Raw genomic sequence first — 17,562 nt, 5'->3', positions numbered from 1 at the left:
ATTATCTTCTTTCAAGCCATTAGAGTAGAGGTATCAAATGAATCTTATCAGCATTCCTGCGTTTCAAGACAATTACATTTGGCTATTAGCAGACTCACAGAAACATTGCGTTATCGTTGATCCTGGTGAAGCGCATCCGGTATTGGCCATGCTGAACCAAGGTGACTATCTTCCCCAAGCCATATTACTGACCCATCACCACAATGATCACGTCGGCGGTGTTGCTGAGTTACGTCGTCATTACCCTAATATTCCCGTCTATGGGCCGCAAGAAACTGCCAATAAAGGGGCGACAGTTATCGTAAAAGGGGACGATGACCTGGTAATTGCTGGTCAAAATTACCACGTATTTGCTGTGCCCGGACACACCTTGGGACATATCGCATACTACAGCAAACCTTATCTTTTCTGTGGTGATACACTTTTTTCTGCCGGCTGCGGCAGGCTATTTGAAGGCACAGCAGCGCAAATGTACTCGTCTATTCAACAGCTCGCGCAGCTTCCTGACGAAACCTTAATTTGCAGCGCGCATGAATACACTCTCGCCAATCTTAAGTTTGCTCGTTTTATTCTGCCATCGGACCATGACATTGCTACATATCAACAACAAATCATGCAATTACGTGCAAAAAACCTACCTAGCCTACCGGTAAAATTGCAAATTGAACGTAAAATTAATGTTTTTTTACGTTGCAATGACGTTGATTTACAAAGGAAAATAGGCGTAATTTCACCGCCAGAGTCACTTGTCTCAGTTTTTTCCGAATTACGTGCCCAGAAAGACCGCTTCTGAGCTTTTAGTTGTGTTTTTTGTCGAAGCAAAGTATGATTGCTCGTCTTTTAAGCAACTACATTGACACACACATGAAGACCAAAGCGATATTTCTCGCCTCAGTCTTGCTTGTTGGGTGCCAGTCGTCCAAGGTGGGCGTACAGGTTCCTGTACAGCATGCACAGAGTTTGTCTTCGGCAGGTCAAGAAAGTGAAGCAGGAAAGTACATAAATAGCGCCCGAGAGGGTTCCGCGCGATGGCTTGATAGTGAAAGTGGCCTCGCGCAGCAAGATTTGTGGAACTTCATTAGCGACGAGCTGAAGATGAAGGTTCCGGAGAATTCCCGGATCCGTGAACAGAAGCAAAAATACTTAAAAAATAAGAGCTATCTCCACGATGTAACATTACGGGCAGAGCCGTACATGTACCTGATAGTCGAGCAGATTAAGAAACGTAAGATGCCGATGGAACTGGTACTGCTACCCATAGTGGAGAGCGCTTTTGACCCACACGCGACATCATCCGCCAACGCCGCAGGGCTATGGCAGATAGTGCCAAGTACCGGTCGAAATTATGGCTTGAAACAAAACCAATGGTATGACGGCCGCAGAGATGTGGTTGCTTCTACCAAAGCAGCGCTTGATATGATGGAGCGCCTGAACAAAATGTTTAACGGTGACTGGTTGTTAACAGTCGCTGCATATAACAGTGGTGAAGGCAGAGTCATGCAGGCGGTGAAAGCTAATAAGGCAAAGGGTAAACCGACGAACTTTTGGGCATTGTCGCTTCCTCGTGAAACGTCAATTTATGTTCCAAAAATGCTGGCCTTGGGTGAATTAATCAAGAACAGCAAAAAGTACGGTATAACCTTACCTGAACCCGACAAAGACCGTGCCTTAGCGCGTGTGGATGTTGGTCAGCAGATACAGCTAACTCAGGCGGCTGAGATGGCGGGGATGTCACTTACTAAGTTGAAATCCTTTAATTCTGGGTATAAGCGCAATGTAACGGCACCTGATGGACATGGTCCTCGTTATATTATGTTGCCGAAAGCCCATGCTGAGCAGCTTAAAGATTCATTGGCAGATACCGATATTGCCGCGGTTCAACCAACCAAGTTGGCACAGAGCAGCACAACATCAGCATCAAGTTCGCAGTATAAAGTTCGCCCCGGCGATACCTTATCTACGATTGCCAAGCGGTTGAATATCAAGACCAGCGATTTGCAGAGTTGGAACAACTTACGTGCCTCGAGCACCTTAAAAGTTGGGCAAACCCTGCAACTGGCAAGCAATACAACCAGCAACAGCATCACCTATCAGGTTCGTAAAGGTGATTCATTTGCCAGTATTGCCAAGCGTCACGGTGTAAACACCGACGATGTGATGCGATGGAATTCGGTAATCAGCAAAGCTAATAAATTAGTACCCGGTTTGAAATTGACGTTGTTTGTTAACAACAAATCGACTCCGGATGCCTAACATTAGAATCGGTAGAAAGCTGTTAAAAAGCACCCTTCGGGGTGCTTTTTTTATGGCTGGAATTCGACCAACAGTGGATTGTGATCAGACGCGCGGGTGACTAATACCGAGGCATCGGCAAGGGTGAGGCCACGATAAAACACAAAATCCAGAGGGCGGCCAAAAGCTCGGCTACGATGATCAGCCTGAAACTCAACTTCGGCCAATCCGGCTCCTTGAGCAAAGCGCTGCAAAGCATTAACCCGCTGACGGCTCCAGGCATTGAAATCCCCCGCCAGAATAACCGGGCCTCGATGCATGGCAATCTGCTCACCAATAGGCTCTAACTGTTTACTGTAAACATCGACACCTAGACTAAAGTTCACGGCATGAATATTTACTACCATCAGTAAGCGACCATCATGAATGGGGTAAACAGTGATTAATGCCGATTTAGATAACCGCAGTAACGGCTCGCGCTCGCGCAGCGGGCAACAGTAGACTGGGTGTGTGGCTGCTAACGTCATCACACCTGAGGGGTGCTGAGGTAGTGCAAAGGCTGGCACTTGGTCAGCTGCTTGATAATGGGACGTAGCAAACCTCACCAGCTCGGGTGTTGTTTGAGCTTCTTGCAACAACATCAGTTGAGCATCCCGACCGAACCCTTTGAGCACCGATAGCCATTCAGCCCGCTGCTGCTTAAAGATGTTCCACACCATCACACGTAGGAATTCTGAGGTAGGCAATGGCGTGCCTGGCGGTAACCCCTGCCCCAATTGTTTAGCGGAGCCAGGGAAAATCTGTTCAACCGGTTGACCTGCAACATACCGCATTGCATATGTTCGTTTCGGCACTTTGATGGCCTATTCCTTATTCAAAATCACTCTGGCTTGTGGGATAACCGCAGCCGGTAGTCTTCTGATTATACGCTCAGATGCTCCGGTCAGTAATGTCTTTTCCCCAGCTTATGCTGCTGGTCTTAGGATATCCAAGAGTAGATTCAATGTATGTCATTCATAATGCACTAATAAGGCTTCTATTAACAAAAAAGCCCGCAAAAGCGGGCGAATAGTGAATGTTTGAAATGAGACCTAGCTTATCGTAACCGGGCGCAGGGACTTTTTGTCGAGTTTGCCACTCAGTGTCACCAGCAATAATGCACCGATGACAATCACGCCACCAATCCACGGTGTTTGTGCCAATCCCACACGAGTGACTGTCTGACCGCCAATAATTGAACCTAATGCAATGCCTACGTTGAATGCCGCGATATTCAAACCTGAGGCAACATCAACCGCGTGTGGCGTATACTGTTGCGCCTTTTGCACCACATAGACCTGCAAGCCTGGGACATTGCCAAAAGCAAAAATGCCCATAACCAGTAAGGTAATCAGCGCAGCAATACTATGGCTGGCACTAAACTGGAAAACAAATAACAAAGCAGCCAGTGCAGTAAAGATAAAACTCAACGCAGGTACCGCACCATGCCGGTCGGCCAGTTTACCGCCCCAAATATTACCAATGGCAACTGAGACACCGTATGCCAGTAAAATCCAGCTCACGGCAGCAGCCGAGAAGCCGGACAACTCCTGCATAACTGGGGCCAAGAAAGTAAACATCGTGAAGAAACCGCCATACCCTAATGCAGTAATTGCATAAATCAGCAGTAAACGAGGGTGAGTCAGTACCTGCAATTGCTGTTTTATACTAGCTGAAGCTTGCTGAGGAATATTATTAGGCACCAAAATAGCACTGGCGATAGTCGCAACCACACCAATCAGTGATACTGCAAGGAACGTTTCTCGCCAGCCGAAATGCTGCCCAATAAATGTTCCGAGTGGAACTCCCGTGACCAATGCCACTGTTAAGCCGCCAAACATAATGGCTATTGCTGAGGCTGCTTTCTCTTTAGGTACCAGACTGGTGGCAATCGTCGAGCCGATAGAGAAAAACACCCCATGTGCCAAACCAGTTAATAAGCGGGCTATCACCAATGATTCATAACCGGGGGATTGCCAAGCTAATAAGTTACCTAAGGTGAATAATACCATCAGACCAATCAATAGCATTTTACGTGGAATACGCCCGGTTAATGCGGTTAGCACCGGAGCACCAATAGCAACCCCTAATGCATAAATTGAAACTAACAAACCAGCTGAGGGGACAGAAACCCCTAATTGTTCAGCAATTGTCGGTACCAACCCAACAATAACAAACTCCGTGGTACCAATAGCGAATGCACTGATGGTCAGCGCCAGTAAAGCGAGTGGCATAATTTACTCCAGAAATTCAGTTCAATTAAAATGGGTCAACTTGATAGCGGAGATTATGGACCTATGCTTAAATGACAAAAATGCTCAAAATATCAAAATATTTTTGCTGGAGTAGCAACAATGAAAGCAAACTCAGATGAGCTGATTACCTTCGTAACTGTGGTGGAGTGTGGCAGTTTCAGCCGTGCGGCAGAGCAGCTTGAACAAGCCAATTCGGTGGTCAGTAGAACTGTAAAAAGATTGGAAGGTAAGTTAGGTGTCACCCTGCTTAACCGCACCACAAGGCAAATCAGCCTGACGCAAGAAGGCGAGCACTATTTTCGCCGAGTACAAAATATTTTGCGCGACATGGCCACCGCTGAAAATGAACTGTTAGACAGCCAGCTAAATCCGAAAGGATTGCTGCGCATCGATGCTTCAACCCCGGTGGTATTGCATGTCCTGGCGCCGCTGATGGCTGAATTTCGTCAACGTTACCCTTTAGTCACCTTATCGCTGGTCTCATCTGAGACCTTCATTAATCTTATCGAGCGAAAAGTTGATATTGCTATCAGGGTCGGCACTTTGCAGGATTCGACCTTGCGCGCCAGAAAACTCATGACCAGCTATCGCCATCTGCTAGCCTCCCCCGCCTATCTAAGACAGCATGGCACACCACAAACGGTGGCAGACCTACAGCATCACGTCTGTCTGGGATTTATTGATTTGCCGGTGCTAAATCGCTGGCCGCTCGCCGGACCTGATGGGCAACTTTATGAAATAACATCAGATTTAACCTCAAATAATGGCGAAACACAGCGCCGCCTCTGCCTTGAAGGCAATGGCATTGCCTGTCTGTCTGACTTTATGATTCAACAAGATCTGCAACGCGGGGATTTGGTGCCGATACTGGAAGAGCACACCTTGCCGGTTGCCATGCCAATTAATGCGGTGTACTACAGTGACCAAGCGGTCAGTAATCGGCTGCGCTGCTTTATTGACTTTATCAATGAACGCCTAGTTTCGGGCCATGCTGCAAAATAAAAAACCACCCTTGCGAGGTGGTTTGCTTCGTCATTTAAGCAGGGATTAATCCCACTTGGGTGCCAGACCATCAGGGCTGACCAGTCTATCGTCACGATCCAGGGTAGCAATCAGTGCCATATCGTCTGCACTTAACTGTAATTCCTGAGCCAACAAGTTACTGGCTAAGTTTGCCACTTTGGTTGATGAGGGAATAACACTGTAACCCTGTTGCATTGCCCAGCTTAAAATCACTTGAGCAGGGGTCGCCGCATGTTTCTCAGCGATAGCCTTGATAACCGGCTCATCAAGTGCTTTACCATAAGCCAATGTCATATAAGAGGTAATCGCAATACCTTGTTCCTGGGCGAACTTAACAACTTTGCGATTTTGTAATAGTGGAGAGAGTTCGATTTGGTTAGTCGCAATGGCCTCTGCGCCCACAGCCGCAATGGCCTGCTGCATTAAATCAATTGTGAAGTTAGAAATACCAATCTGGCGGGTCAGCCCCAACTGTTTGGCCTTCACTAACTCAGCCATAAACTCGGCAACAGAAACTTCATCATTAGGTGATGGCCAGTGAATTAAGGTTAAATCCACATAGTCGGTTTTCAACTTCTGTAAGCTTGCTTGCAGGCTAGGGATTAATTTCCCTTGCGCCAAGTTAGCAATCCAGATTTTGGTCGTGATAAATAACTCATCACGATTAATACCACTTTCTGCGATGGCCTGGCCCACTGCCGCTTCATTTTCATAGATTTGGGCGGTATCAATTGCGCGATAACCTAATTTTAAAGCCTGGCTAACAGAATCAATAACAATTTGATCTTGAAGGCGAAAAGTTCCCAAACCGAATGCAGGTATGCTCATCATAATTCCTCATTTTGAACAGATAATATTTTTTATCGTGATTAGACAATAAATGATGTGTGTTTAAAAACGGGCTATTGACCGAGAGCCCTTTTGCCGGAGCTCCCCAGTCAAAATCTGAAGTGATTATGCCAAGAGTTTTATTGCCTAAAAACACATCATTCAACACAATACTTTTGATAAAAAATCAACAATGAGGAAATTAATGGCGATTACGGCCAGCGACGGATCACCAGTGAAGTATTAATGCCACCAAAGGCGAAATTATTTGTCTGGAAGAATTCAGTATCAATATAGCGCCCTTCCCCCATCAGATAATCCAGCTCACCACAGGCAGGATCCGGTTCAGTTAGGTTGATAGTTGGGGCAAAGCGCCCAGCTCTCATCATTTCCAAACTCATCCAGGCTTCAAGTGCACCACAGGCTCCTAGCGTATGGCCAAAATAGCTTTTTAGAGAGGAAATGGGCGTTCGATGACCAAAAATGGCCGCCGTAGCCTGACTTTCTGCAATATCGCCACGTTCGGTCGCCGTACCATGAGCACTGATATAACCGATGTCAGCCGCACTCAGGCCAGAACTCAATAGCGCCTTTTCAATACAGATTTGCATTGTTTCTTTTTGTGGCTGAGTAATATGGCTGGCATCGCAATTAGTGTAAAAACCGATGATTTCGCCATATATAGTGGCTCCACGTGCTTTAGCATGTTCCAACTCTTCCAGAATCAGCGTCCCGGCCCCCTCACCAATAACTAAACCGTCGCGCTGACGATCAAAGGGCCTTGGGGATAATTTGGGTGAATCATTCAGTTGGCTAGTCGCAAATAATGTATCGAACACTGCCGCCTCTGAAGGGCACAACTCTTCCGCACCACCAGCGACCATCACGGTTTGATAACCATGACGAATGGCTTCATAGGCATAACCGATGGCCTGACTGCCCGAAGTACAGGCACTTGAGGTTGGGATAACCCGCCCGCGCAAACCAAAAAATAGCCCGGTATTGACTGCCGCCGTATGGGGCATCATTTGTACATAGGTGGTGCCGGTAATATTGTTGGTGTGTTTTTCGGTCAGCATCGTGGCAAATTCACTCACCGGTTTAGTGCTGCCGGTAGAAGAGCCATAGGCAATGCCAGTGTCGCCGTTAGTTAGCACTTCCTCACCAATTAACCCAGCTTGCTCTAACGCCAGCTCAGTTGCTCGGGTAGCCAACAATGAAACTCGTCCCATCGATCGAATACGTTTACGGGTATAATGTGCCGGTACCACAAAATCGTTAATCGGCGCACCTAAGTGTGTATTCAGTCCCTGGTATTCTTCCCACTGCGGCATATATTGCACGGCATTTTGACCGGCATAGATACGCGCCGAAATATCAGCCCAGTTATCGCCAAAGGCAGTGACGCCACTCATTCCGGTAATCACAACTCTATTGGTGGCAACCATCCTGCTGCTCATATCATTCCTCCATTGATTGAAATCACCTGGCGAGTCACATAACCCGCAATGTCTGACATCAGATAACTGGCTAACCCAGCCACCTCTTCGGCTTGCCCCATCCGTTTGAGTGGGATCATCCGCATCGCTTCTTCCAGCGCTATAGGTTCCATATTAATCATGCCGGTATCAATCAAACCCGGCGCGATACAATTTACGGTAATTTTTCGTTTTGCTAGCTCAAGAGCCAGAGCCTTGCATGCGCCAATTACTCCGGCCTTAGCTGCGCTGTAATTGACTTGACCGCGATTTCCGACCACACCAGAAACCGAGGATAGTGCAATAATGCGCCCTCCGTTACGCAGGCCGATCATCGGCATTACGCAGGGGTGCAATACGTTATAGAAGCTATCCAGATTGGTATGAATAACACCGTCCCAATCTGCTTCTGTCAGTGCGGGAAATGCACCGTCGCGAGTAATACCGGCATTATTTACCACGCCATAGTAGCCGCCATAAGTGGCAATATCGTGCTCCAGCACCTCTTTGCACTGCTGTCTGGCACTGATATCAAAACTGATTAAGCGCCCTTCACCACCCGCTTCCGTGAGTTGGGCCAGAGTTGCCTCAGCGCCGACGGCATCACGGTGATAATGTACAACGATCAAAAAACCATCCGCAGCCAGACGCAGTGCAATGGCCCGCCCTATTCCTTTGCTGGCCCCGGTGACTAAAATAGAACGCTTCATGCACCCTTCCCCAATGTAAGTTTCTTTATTTCTTCGCTATCTGGTTGATATGTATTTAATCGGCCGCGTGCAACTGGCTTTCCAGCAATGCTGATGCTGCACTCAAAACTGCCCATTTTTTCATCTTGTAAGATTAAATGAACGTAGACCCGAAGCTCGCTACCTGCCGGGAATACGGGTAATTCACAGCTAATAGCCCGTCCGCCAAGCAACATGCCAATCGAGGGTGGCATCGCTTGTTCCAAACCATGCCAACCCCGCCATACCCCAATGGTTTGCGCCATGAGTTCGATGGCAAACCAGTTCGGCAGGCAGCCATCAGCATCGAGGAAAGGCGCAAGAACACCATCTTCACTCAAGGTCACTCGGCATTCGGCATCCTCTTTCCCTACCGAACAGAGCTCATCTAACATCACCATAGGCGATTGATGAGGAAGATAATTTTCAGCAAAATTCGCCATTAGGGGCTCCCAAAATCAGACAAGCGTTATTGCCACCAAAAGCGAATGAGTTAGACAAAATAACCGGTTTTTTGAGTTTTTCCGGGCCGGTGACCAAATTAATCTCGGCCAACGTCTGGTCCCTGGCTCGGAGAGTGAAGTCTTGCACCGGCAAAGGTAAATCATGGCTCAACATCAACCAGCTTAATGCCGCCTCTGTCGCACCTGCGGCCCCCAAAGTGTGTCCGGTAAGATGTTTAGTTGAACTACATGGGGTTTGATGACCAAAAATCCGATTCACAACCTGAGCTTCTATCTGATCATTTAAACGTGTCGCCGTGCCATGCAGGTTAATGTAGCCCACGCCTGCGGGCTGCAACTCCGCCTGACTTAACGCCATTCTGATGGCATGTTCTGCCCCACGCCCTTCGGGATGGGGAGCCGACATATGCCAGGCATCGGAAGATTCACCCACGCCAAGCAGTGCCACAGGTGCAGGCTCGCGTGACAACAGGATTAACGCCGCCGCCTCACCCACATTGATTCCTTTACGCTCAGCAGCGAAAGGGGTGCAACGCTCAGCCGACAATGACTCAAGGCTGTGAAAACCATTGATTGGCATCCGGCATAAACTGTCTGCACCACCGACGATTGCCGCATCGACCATGCCTGATTCTATCAGGCGCTGACCACTGATAATCGCCCGCACACTGGAAGAACACGCGGTAGACAAGGTATAACTCGGCCCGGTCAAACCTAAATAACGAGCAAGGAAGATGCTGGGATCACCTAATTCTTGCTGTTGATAATCATATCCCGCCGGAAAGCCCCCTACGTTCTCTTCATCGGTCGCGGGTTGATACTCTCTGACCGCCCGCTCACCTTCAAAAATACCCGAGGTGCTGGTCCCCATAATTACCGCCACCCTTGATGCGCCATAGCGAATGACACAGGCAGCAACTTCAGACTGAATCTGTTGCAATGCTGCCAGCAACAGGCGATTGTTGCGGCTGTTGTGCTGTAAAAGCGACTCAGGCACTGGCGGTAACTCAGCATTAACCGCCCCCAACCAAACAGGTGAGTCGTCCAATAGCCAACCTTGCTGTGGAGCCATTCCCAGGGATTGCCCTGCCCTGAGACTCTCACTCACCTCCGACACTGAATTGCCGAGCGCATTGACCATCCCGACTGCCGAGAAATAGACCATAGCTCTTAGCCCTCTACGTTCTGGATAGTAATGTGGTAGTGAAATATAAATTGCTCAATTGCTATCGGCTGGCGGCTATTATTCGATATTTGGTAGCTCACCTCGGTCACTATTTTGCCTTTATCATCATAGAGCCTGCGCTTATCGCCCTCATCCACCAGCCGCCAATTGACAGGTAATAGTGTATGCCATGACGCAATAGGCCAATAACTCAACATAATATCGGCAAGAACCTGATTTGCTGGAGGTAAACCAACAATTTTCATGGTCTGTTCTAAGTGAATACCTTGTGGATCATAGGAAACCTTAAACAAACGGATCCCCAGCGGGGATAATCCCACCAAGGTCAAGCGCTGCCCATCAGCATTGAGTAGCACTAATAATGACTGCTGTTTTCCCTGTGCTGTCGCGGTCAATAGCTGCTGTTGATTGATAGGTTCCGCCAGCGTAGGTCGCGGTAAATCCACTCTCACTCCGGGTTTAAGCCAAGCTTTAGGTTGGGTTTGATCCGACGAACTGGCGCATCCCAGCATCAAGAAGATGAAAACCAACAACACCCCACTGCGTTTATAACTCACGTACGCTCTCCTTTGGGTTTGGGCAGCGCGAGGGGCGCTAATAGAAAGGCAGTAAATACGCCACTGCTCAGCACAATGCCAAAGCTACTGATAGCTTGAGTGTGGCTAAATACCAACATGCCGAAAGTCAGTTGCGTGGTAAACACCGCCATAAAAATGGCAAACATTGAGGTGCTTGGTGTCCCGCGGGGGTTGGTAAAGAACAAGGTATAATTGATGCCAATACCCAGCACCAATATCAATGCCAGTAACGAGAACAGATTCAATGAATGGCCGCTAAAAGAAAGCACCGCCAGCCCCATTCCGAGTGAAAGGATTGTGGGAGTAACACAAGATAAACCGCGACGAACACCCAAACGCCAACAATAAACTACGGCTATAACAAGAACAGAAACCAGTAGCAGCCATGATAAGTAAGTGCGGTAAAGGGAGAATAACTCATTGAATTCTGTTTTCCGGTCAACCCAAGTGACTCCGGGTGTCGAACTAGCTAACTGCTGTAAAGCAGTTGGATTACGGACACCACTAACAGGCACCAACATAGCGGTTCGCCCATCAGGTAGTGTCAGCCAGAGTAGCCGCCACCCCTCACTCACCACCGAATCAAGCCACAGTGACGGGGTCACCCCTATATTAGCGCTGCCCTTGGCAGGTATATCTGGCATGGCAACACTCATACCCGCTTGCTGTAGTTTTTGAATAATAACCGGTGCAGTTTGCGCAAGTAACGCAAGGTTTTGCTGCTGTCGTAATAGTGACGGCAATGGCAACGCACGATAGCCCTCAATCCATCCTGACTTTTTAGCCTGTAACAGATGTGGCGAGAATTGCTCTAGTCGCTGTAATGCCTGTTCGGCATTATCACCATAAACCACGAACCATTTCTGGTCACTGTGCTGTCCGGTCAGTGCCGCAATGCGCTGTTCTTGTTGCTGGAATTCAGCAGGCATCGCCTGTAATTCACTAATATCATCATTGACCTGTAATGTGGTGACGCCACTGATAATCAGAACAACCATCACAGCCGGGAGACCTAATCGCAGCAAACGATTGTTTTGCCAATGAGTTAGCCATAAATAAATCAGTGTTAAACGAGGGATCGGGCGAACCGGTAATCCCTTAGCCAATATGGGGTACCAACACATCACGGTAATACAGGCAGCGGTTAAACCTGCGGCCGCAAAAATCGCCAATTGCTGTAAACCAGGGAAAGGAGCAATAAGTAAAATTAAGTAGGCAATGACGGTGGTCAGCAGTGCCATGGACAGCGCGGGGAAGAGTTTTATCAAGCTTTCTAATGGGGTTATCTGACGGCCATGCGCCATCCGGTCGGTCAGGTAATAAAGGGTATAATCGGCTGAAATCCCAATGATGCTGGCGCTTAATACCAATGTCATCACGTGAACTTCACCAAAGACAAGTAACGTTGCGACCGCCCCGGCTAATGCTCCGATAGTGATGGATAGAAGACATAAACCCAGTGGTAATAGTGATTTAAACATCATCAACACCAGCAGGAAAACACCGACTATCGAGATCAAACCAATGGTCGAAATATCACTTTCTGCCTGCTGACTGGCATAATTACTGTAAAAAATCGTCCCGCGCTCCAACACTTCAGTGCCGGGCCAACGCTGTTGAAGTTGCTGTTTTAATTCCGCCAATGATTCAACGGTGCTACGCGCACTGGTCATATCATAAGAGGAAGCTCGTAACTCTCCGTGGATCAAATACCATTGACGCCCGTGACTATCTTTCGCCACCAGCCATCCTTTATTAAGACTGAGTGTGCCACTATTTTGTTGCTGTGCTAGCTGTGAACCGCGCACCAGTAGCAGTGGGTCATACTTCAACTCTTTACCACTGACCCCGGCAAATGCTGAGTATGCTTGCCCGAGGATCCACTGTGCCTGCGCATCTCCCCCCTGGCTTAATCGCTGACGTGTGGCATCATCAAGCAGCACATTGCGGTGCTGAAAGAAAAAAGTCCCCCACTCTTGTTGGCGTTGTGCAGTCATTTCACCACTGACTTGATGCAGCTCTGGCATTTTCTGCAATTGCTGTAGCCACCAGTTTACCGGAGCCAATGTCTCTTTATCTGGGCTTACCAGCCACACTAACTGGCGATCAAGGCGTTGGCTAAACCCTTCGGTTAATTCGGCAGGAACACCTGCCAACTCCTGTTTGGGCAGCAACGCCAAGACACTGCTATTAACCTGACTGCGGGGAATCAGCCAGAGTAATGTTGCTAGCAACAGCAAGCAGATAAATAACCAACCGATGGCCAGTTTTCGATGGCAATCAGTACGCAAAAAGCTGCTGTTCGGCATGGCTCAGTGTCTTAGGTTCAGTGAGTTGATTGAAGAAACGGATGTGAGTTCCATCTCCCTGCATATCTTCTATATCAATGGTTTCCAGGAAATATTGCCCATGCAACGTGATGGTTTTAAACAATTTATCGAGTGGCGTTGTTTTCGGCGTTAACATTAATACCCAGCGTTCTTGACCACTATCGGTAAATGTTAAGGTGAAATTCTGCTCCAAAACTGAGGTGTCAGCATGAAAGAGCGCCGTTAATAAATGATTAAACTGGAACATTTGTGGGTTGCTGTCGGCAGTAATAACCTGTGAAGGTTGGCCCGCCATGGTTTGCACCATACGTTTATCATCTAACAAAAGTGTCAAAGCGAAGGGTTTCTGTTGAGACCACCACAAACCTTTCTCACGCGAAATCAGTAAATTACCACTTGATTTTAAGGGCTTATCCATGCCACTGATGCTGCGCTGCTGCTCAAACTCCGCGCGCAATACCGGTTGTTCACTGAATCGTTGTTGTAATGATGACAATGTCACCGCATGGGCACTGATACATAGGCAAAATAATATGGCTGTCAGGATAGGTTTCATAAAGTGATACCCATTCTTTCTAGCAGCACTGGCGGTGAAACAAAACTCATCTCTTTTGTCGATGCCTTAACAGCGACCTGAATGGTATATCCCGTCGTCATACGCTTGCCGCTATTGGCATCATAAATCTGGTAACCGATCCGTAGGCGATTCTCATATTCTTCAATAGAAGCGCAAATATGAATGCGCTGCTCAAATTCAAGCGGTGCAATATATTTCACTCTTGTATCAACGATTGGCCAAACATAGCCTGAAGCTTGCATTGCACGGTAGCCATAATCAATTTGGTTCAGTAATGCCTCACGGGCAATTTCGAAATAACGGAAATAATTGCCGTGCCACACCACCCCCATAGGGTCGATATCATGGAAAGGGATGTTGTGGACTATCCGGGTAGTAAAACGTGGGTCATCGGGTAAATTCATGTCACGGATTTCCTTGGTTTGGCTTTTCATCGTTTAAATGCCAAAAATCATAAAAATTAAACCAATCGAGCGGCGCTAATAAACTGTAATGCTCCAGACGCGCGGCATAGCGATCCACCGCTTGCTGTAAAGCGAGCTGACGATTTGCTCGCGGTAATATCAGCGGATCGGCAAAAGGCTCAAAATAGACATGCAACCGGGCGCAAGCAGCAGAGGGGACCGTTTGTTTTTCATGCCCTGTGAGTTTTAACCCAAACATCAAAAACACCGGACAACGCAATGCTGCAGCCAAGGCGAATGGCCCAACAGGGAAAGGCGCAGGGTGGCCTAAAAATGAGCTACAGATAACCCTGGGTCGATTATCTCGTTGATAAGGACTGACCGAGGTTCGATCACCAACAATTGCGATCCACTCACCTTCGTCCAGCTTTTGGCGCAATAAAATGGCGGTATCAGGCCCAATAGCTGTCACCTGAATCAGGTTAATCAGTGCGTGCGGGTTAATCTCCTTCATTACCTGATTAAAACGAGCCGCATGATGCGTGAAGACTAATGCATTAACTTTCACGCCCACAGATAACTCGGCCAAGGCTCGGCAAGATTCAATGTCCCCTAAATGCGATGCTAGAATGAGTGCCCCTTGGCGGCTGGCAATTTGTGCTTCACAGCGCTCACGCCCCACCAAGACGACATCTCTGCCCACCACTAACTCCCCTTGCCAACTGGCCAGTTTATCGAGCATCGATTCACCAAAACGCATGAAATGGCGGAAACTATTCAAGGGTCTGGGCAAGGGGTGATTTCGCTGTTGGGCGAAAGCGGTGAGCCGCTGTAAATAGTCGATTGAGGCCCGCCGCTGGCGATGACCGGTAAGCCAAAAATAGCCAATCACCGGGTATAACATCAGATTGAAAGCTGTGCGCCCCAACATCTGGTAACTACGCAGCATCAAACGCATTCCCCACAAACCTTTGCGCTCTTGAGTCTGGGACCAATGGTGCTCAGGCTTTTGCAGATAACGTTTTAGTAGTGCAGGAATACGTGGCAGCATGCCGAAAAATAAACGGGTGTGCATCCATGAGATGCGCAGATTGTCGCGCAAAGCATCAAAATGAGAAATCCCCCCTTCCGGATAAGTCACTCTGGTTGGCAAGAACCGGCTCTCCGTCCCTTGCCAATACAATCTCACCATCACCTCGGTATCAAAATCCATCCGTACACCCAATGGGTGACGCGCAGCTAAAGCCAGTGTTTCAGCAATTGGATAAACACGAAAGCCACACATACTGTCTTTTAGCGATAAGGACAAGGTTTCGACCCATACCCAGAAATGCGTGATATAGCGGCCATAAAGCCTCGCCTTCGGCACTGACTTGTCGTAAATCGGCCGCCCTGAAATCAGACAATGAGGATGTTTCTCAGCCTCTGCCAACATTTTTGGCAGATCCGATAACTGATGCTGACCATCAGCATCGACTTGCAGGCCATGGCTATAACCGTGTTTTTGCGCCACCGCCAATCCATTCAGTACCGCATGCCCCTTACCTCGATTTTCAGGTTGTGTCACCAACACAACCCACGAGTATTCATCCGCCAAGCGTGCTAACTCATTAGCAGTATCAATATCACTACCATCATCAATAATCAGGCAAGGGAGTTGATAAACCGCCAACTGAGATAAAACGCCAGCCATGGTACGACCATGATTGAAACAGGGGATAATGATGCACGGCATAAAAGAGATTACTGACATAGGGTAATCTTTCCGCTACTGGCCGTTATCTCGCCGTGAACAAGATATTTAAAAGTCAGTTTGTCATTGGCACGATCCCAATTCAGTAGGAGTATCACTTTGTCATCAGGCATTAGGGGACGCTGAAATTTGACAACATCAATACTTTTCACCACTGGCATTGGACCAAATAGCTGATTGGCGTAGTGCATCACCCAATTGATTTGTGCAACACCCGGTAATATCGGGCAAGTAGGGAAATGGCCTCTGAACCACAATAAATCAGCCGGTAATAAGATATCGATATTCGCGAGGTGATTATCTATTATTTGCTGACTGATGACCGTAGGCAACATCATAAAAATAGCTCCTGTAGCCGCGCATAATCTCGCTTCCCTTGTGGGTTAACGGGGATAGATTCAATTACACGTAAACGCCGGGGAAGAGAGGCAGGTTCAAGCCAATGACGTAAATCACTTCTTAATTTCTGATTAAAAGAAGCCATGGTTGCTGAGGAAAACTTTTCTTTTCCATCATCAGTCAACACCACTACTGCTGCGATGTTCACTCGCTCATTTTGGGTTAAAACCAATACTGTCGCGTCGGCAATATCGGGCAGTGATATTAGGCGCTGCTCTATTTCTGTTAATGAAACACGCTTTTCTTCAATTTTAACTATTCGATCTTTACGCCCCACCAAGTAGAAACTTCGCTTGTCATCAAATAACTCAATAACATCGCTCATCAGCACACCGTTTGATTCAGATATGAGGTCAGAATAAACAGTGAAAGTCTTGTCGCTATTCATATCCAGAGTTACCCCTGAAAAAAACTGCCAGGCTTGTTGTTGTTCTGATTGCTGACGATAAGCAATAAGACCCGTTTCGGTGGCGCCATAAATCTCCGTTGGCAAAATACCCAGAGCATTCCGGGTAGATTGTGCGTCATGAAAACTGAGCGGACCGCCTGCTGTAAAGATCTGCCGACACAAAATCGGCGCTAACTTCGTGTCTATACGTTTTAAAAACGCGGGGCTACTAATAAAGATAGGCGAACAAGACTTAGGTAATAATTGAAGTTGCTCATGGTAAGTCATCAACTCAGCCTGAAAGGGTATCCCCAGCGAAAGGGGTAAAAAAATACGGAATGTTAGCCCATATAAATGTTGATGAGAAACCGACGCAACAATTAAGGGATTATCCTTTTTATCAAAGCAAGGATTCCATTGCTCGGCCAACCAATGGCTTTCAATATCTAAACATTCAACAGATTTGACTATGGCTTTAGGTGTACCCGTCGAGCCTGATGTGAAGAGGATTAATGCAGCATTTGGAGACCAATCAGGTAGTGGATGATAAATAGCCTCAACAGATGCGTGGTCAGTTATCCTTATATTCTGGCAATCAAGATGCAGTAATTGATCAGTCAACATGCCATCAAATTCATGCTGTTGCTCTTTAAGAACAGCTTCTCGAGCATGGCCGAAAATAACCGGTGTTTTTTGGCAATACAGAGTGGCCAACAATGCGACGGTAAACCAATAGCTATTTTCAAAACATAACGCCCAGCGCTCATTAGGCAATAGCGTGATTTTATTAAATAGAGAGGTCACGTCATACCTAAATTGATGCAAAGTTATCTCTGTTGTACCGCATATAGCAATCACCAAAGCATCATCACGAGAATTATCCAACCAATTAGCCATGGG

At 47.5% G+C, this 17,562-nt stretch carries 17 protein-coding genes; 3 read left to right on the top strand and 14 right to left on the bottom strand.

What is annotated here, in order from left to right:
- Window positions 1-37 precede the first annotated feature (37 nt).
- Window positions 38-793 (top strand): hydroxyacylglutathione hydrolase, encoded by a 756-nt coding sequence (gene gloB / locus DJ58_RS12155; protein WP_004711639.1) that lies wholly within the window; start codon window positions 38-40, stop codon window positions 791-793.
- 71 nt (window positions 794-864) lie between these two features.
- Complete coding sequence (gene mltD, locus DJ58_RS12160; protein WP_032911704.1) at window positions 865-2,253, top strand: murein transglycosylase D; 1,389 nt, start codon at window positions 865-867, stop codon at window positions 2,251-2,253.
- A gap of 50 nt (window positions 2,254-2,303) precedes the next feature.
- On the opposite strand, the gene DJ58_RS12165 is transcribed toward mltD, so the two are convergent.
- Complete coding sequence (locus tag DJ58_RS12165; protein WP_071985049.1) at window positions 2,304-3,086, bottom strand: endonuclease/exonuclease/phosphatase family protein; 783 nt, start codon at window positions 3,084-3,086, stop codon at window positions 2,304-2,306.
- A gap of 237 nt (window positions 3,087-3,323) precedes the next feature.
- Window positions 3,324-4,505, bottom strand: a complete 1,182-nt coding sequence (locus tag DJ58_RS12170; RefSeq protein ID WP_004711644.1) for an MFS transporter — start codon at window positions 4,503-4,505, stop codon at window positions 3,324-3,326.
- Window positions 4,506-4,625: 120 nt separating this feature from the next.
- Here DJ58_RS12170 and yafC point away from each other — a divergent pair, with 120 nt between their 5' ends.
- Window positions 4,626-5,528 carry a DNA-binding transcriptional regulator YafC gene (gene yafC / locus DJ58_RS12175; RefSeq protein WP_004711645.1) on the top strand — a complete coding sequence of 301 codons (903 nt, stop codon included), beginning with the start codon at window positions 4,626-4,628 and terminating at the stop codon, window positions 5,526-5,528.
- 45 nt (window positions 5,529-5,573) lie between these two features.
- On the opposite strand, the gene dkgB is transcribed toward yafC, so the two are convergent.
- The 12 genes from dkgB to DJ58_RS12235 all read right to left on the bottom strand — a co-directional run bounded on the left by dkgB (window position 5,574) and on the right by DJ58_RS12235 (window position 17,559).
- Window positions 5,574-6,377: a 2,5-didehydrogluconate reductase DkgB gene (gene dkgB, locus DJ58_RS12180; protein ID WP_032911705.1), complete on the bottom strand. Its 804-nt coding sequence runs from the start codon at window positions 6,375-6,377 to the stop codon at window positions 5,574-5,576.
- 212 nt (window positions 6,378-6,589) lie between these two features.
- A complete protein-coding gene (locus DJ58_RS12185; RefSeq protein WP_004711650.1) occupies window positions 6,590-7,825 on the bottom strand; it encodes a beta-ketoacyl-ACP synthase in 1,236 nt (411 codons plus the stop codon).
- Between the two features lie 8 nt (window positions 7,826-7,833).
- Window positions 7,834-8,565 carry a 3-ketoacyl-ACP reductase FabG2 gene (locus tag DJ58_RS12190; RefSeq protein WP_032911706.1) on the bottom strand — a complete coding sequence of 244 codons (732 nt, stop codon included), beginning with the start codon at window positions 8,563-8,565 and terminating at the stop codon, window positions 7,834-7,836.
- Window positions 8,562-9,026, bottom strand: coding sequence for a hotdog family protein (locus DJ58_RS12195; protein WP_032911707.1), 465 nt, complete (start codon window positions 9,024-9,026; stop codon window positions 8,562-8,564). The genes DJ58_RS12190 and DJ58_RS12195 overlap by 4 nt, the downstream gene beginning before the upstream one ends.
- On the bottom strand, window positions 9,010-10,212 hold the full coding sequence (locus tag DJ58_RS12200; protein ID WP_032911708.1) for a beta-ketoacyl-[acyl-carrier-protein] synthase family protein: 1,203 nt from the start codon (window positions 10,210-10,212) through the stop codon (window positions 9,010-9,012). The genes DJ58_RS12195 and DJ58_RS12200 overlap by 17 nt, the downstream gene beginning before the upstream one ends.
- A gap of 5 nt (window positions 10,213-10,217) precedes the next feature.
- A complete protein-coding gene (locus DJ58_RS12205) occupies window positions 10,218-10,745 on the bottom strand; it encodes a DUF3261 domain-containing protein (protein WP_050132372.1) in 528 nt (175 codons plus the stop codon).
- 41 nt (window positions 10,746-10,786) lie between these two features.
- A complete protein-coding gene (locus tag DJ58_RS12210; protein ID WP_032911710.1) occupies window positions 10,787-13,120 on the bottom strand; it encodes an MMPL family transporter in 2,334 nt (777 codons plus the stop codon).
- A complete protein-coding gene (locus DJ58_RS12215) occupies window positions 13,092-13,697 on the bottom strand; it encodes a LolA family protein (RefSeq protein WP_032911711.1) in 606 nt (201 codons plus the stop codon). The genes DJ58_RS12210 and DJ58_RS12215 overlap by 29 nt, the downstream gene beginning before the upstream one ends.
- Entirely contained in the window at window positions 13,694-14,122 is a 429-nt protein-coding gene (locus tag DJ58_RS12220) for an acyl-CoA thioesterase (RefSeq protein WP_004711665.1), read from the bottom strand. The genes DJ58_RS12215 and DJ58_RS12220 overlap by 4 nt, the downstream gene beginning before the upstream one ends.
- Before the next feature lies 1 nt (window position 14,123).
- Window positions 14,124-15,875 (bottom strand): glycosyltransferase family 2 protein, encoded by a 1,752-nt coding sequence (locus tag DJ58_RS12225; protein WP_032911712.1) that lies wholly within the window; start codon window positions 15,873-15,875, stop codon window positions 14,124-14,126.
- Window positions 15,866-16,213, bottom strand: a complete 348-nt coding sequence (locus tag DJ58_RS12230) for an ApeI family dehydratase (protein ID WP_032911713.1) — start codon at window positions 16,211-16,213, stop codon at window positions 15,866-15,868. Before DJ58_RS12230 ends, DJ58_RS12225 begins: the two co-directional genes overlap by 10 nt.
- The gene (locus tag DJ58_RS12235; RefSeq protein ID WP_004711669.1) at window positions 16,210-17,559 is read right to left on the bottom strand and encodes an AMP-binding protein; all 1,350 of its coding nucleotides are present in this window, start codon (window positions 17,557-17,559) and stop codon (window positions 16,210-16,212) included. Before DJ58_RS12235 ends, DJ58_RS12230 begins: the two co-directional genes overlap by 4 nt.
- Between the last annotated feature and the right edge of the window lie 3 nt (window positions 17,560-17,562).

Origin of the sequence: Yersinia frederiksenii ATCC 33641 (assembly GCF_000754805.1) — a bacterium.
Taxonomy (GTDB): Bacteria; Pseudomonadota; Gammaproteobacteria; order Enterobacterales; family Enterobacteriaceae; genus Yersinia; species Yersinia frederiksenii.
The sequence above is the reverse complement of the archived record's forward strand: the minus strand, read 5'-3'. Positions and strand labels throughout refer to the sequence as shown.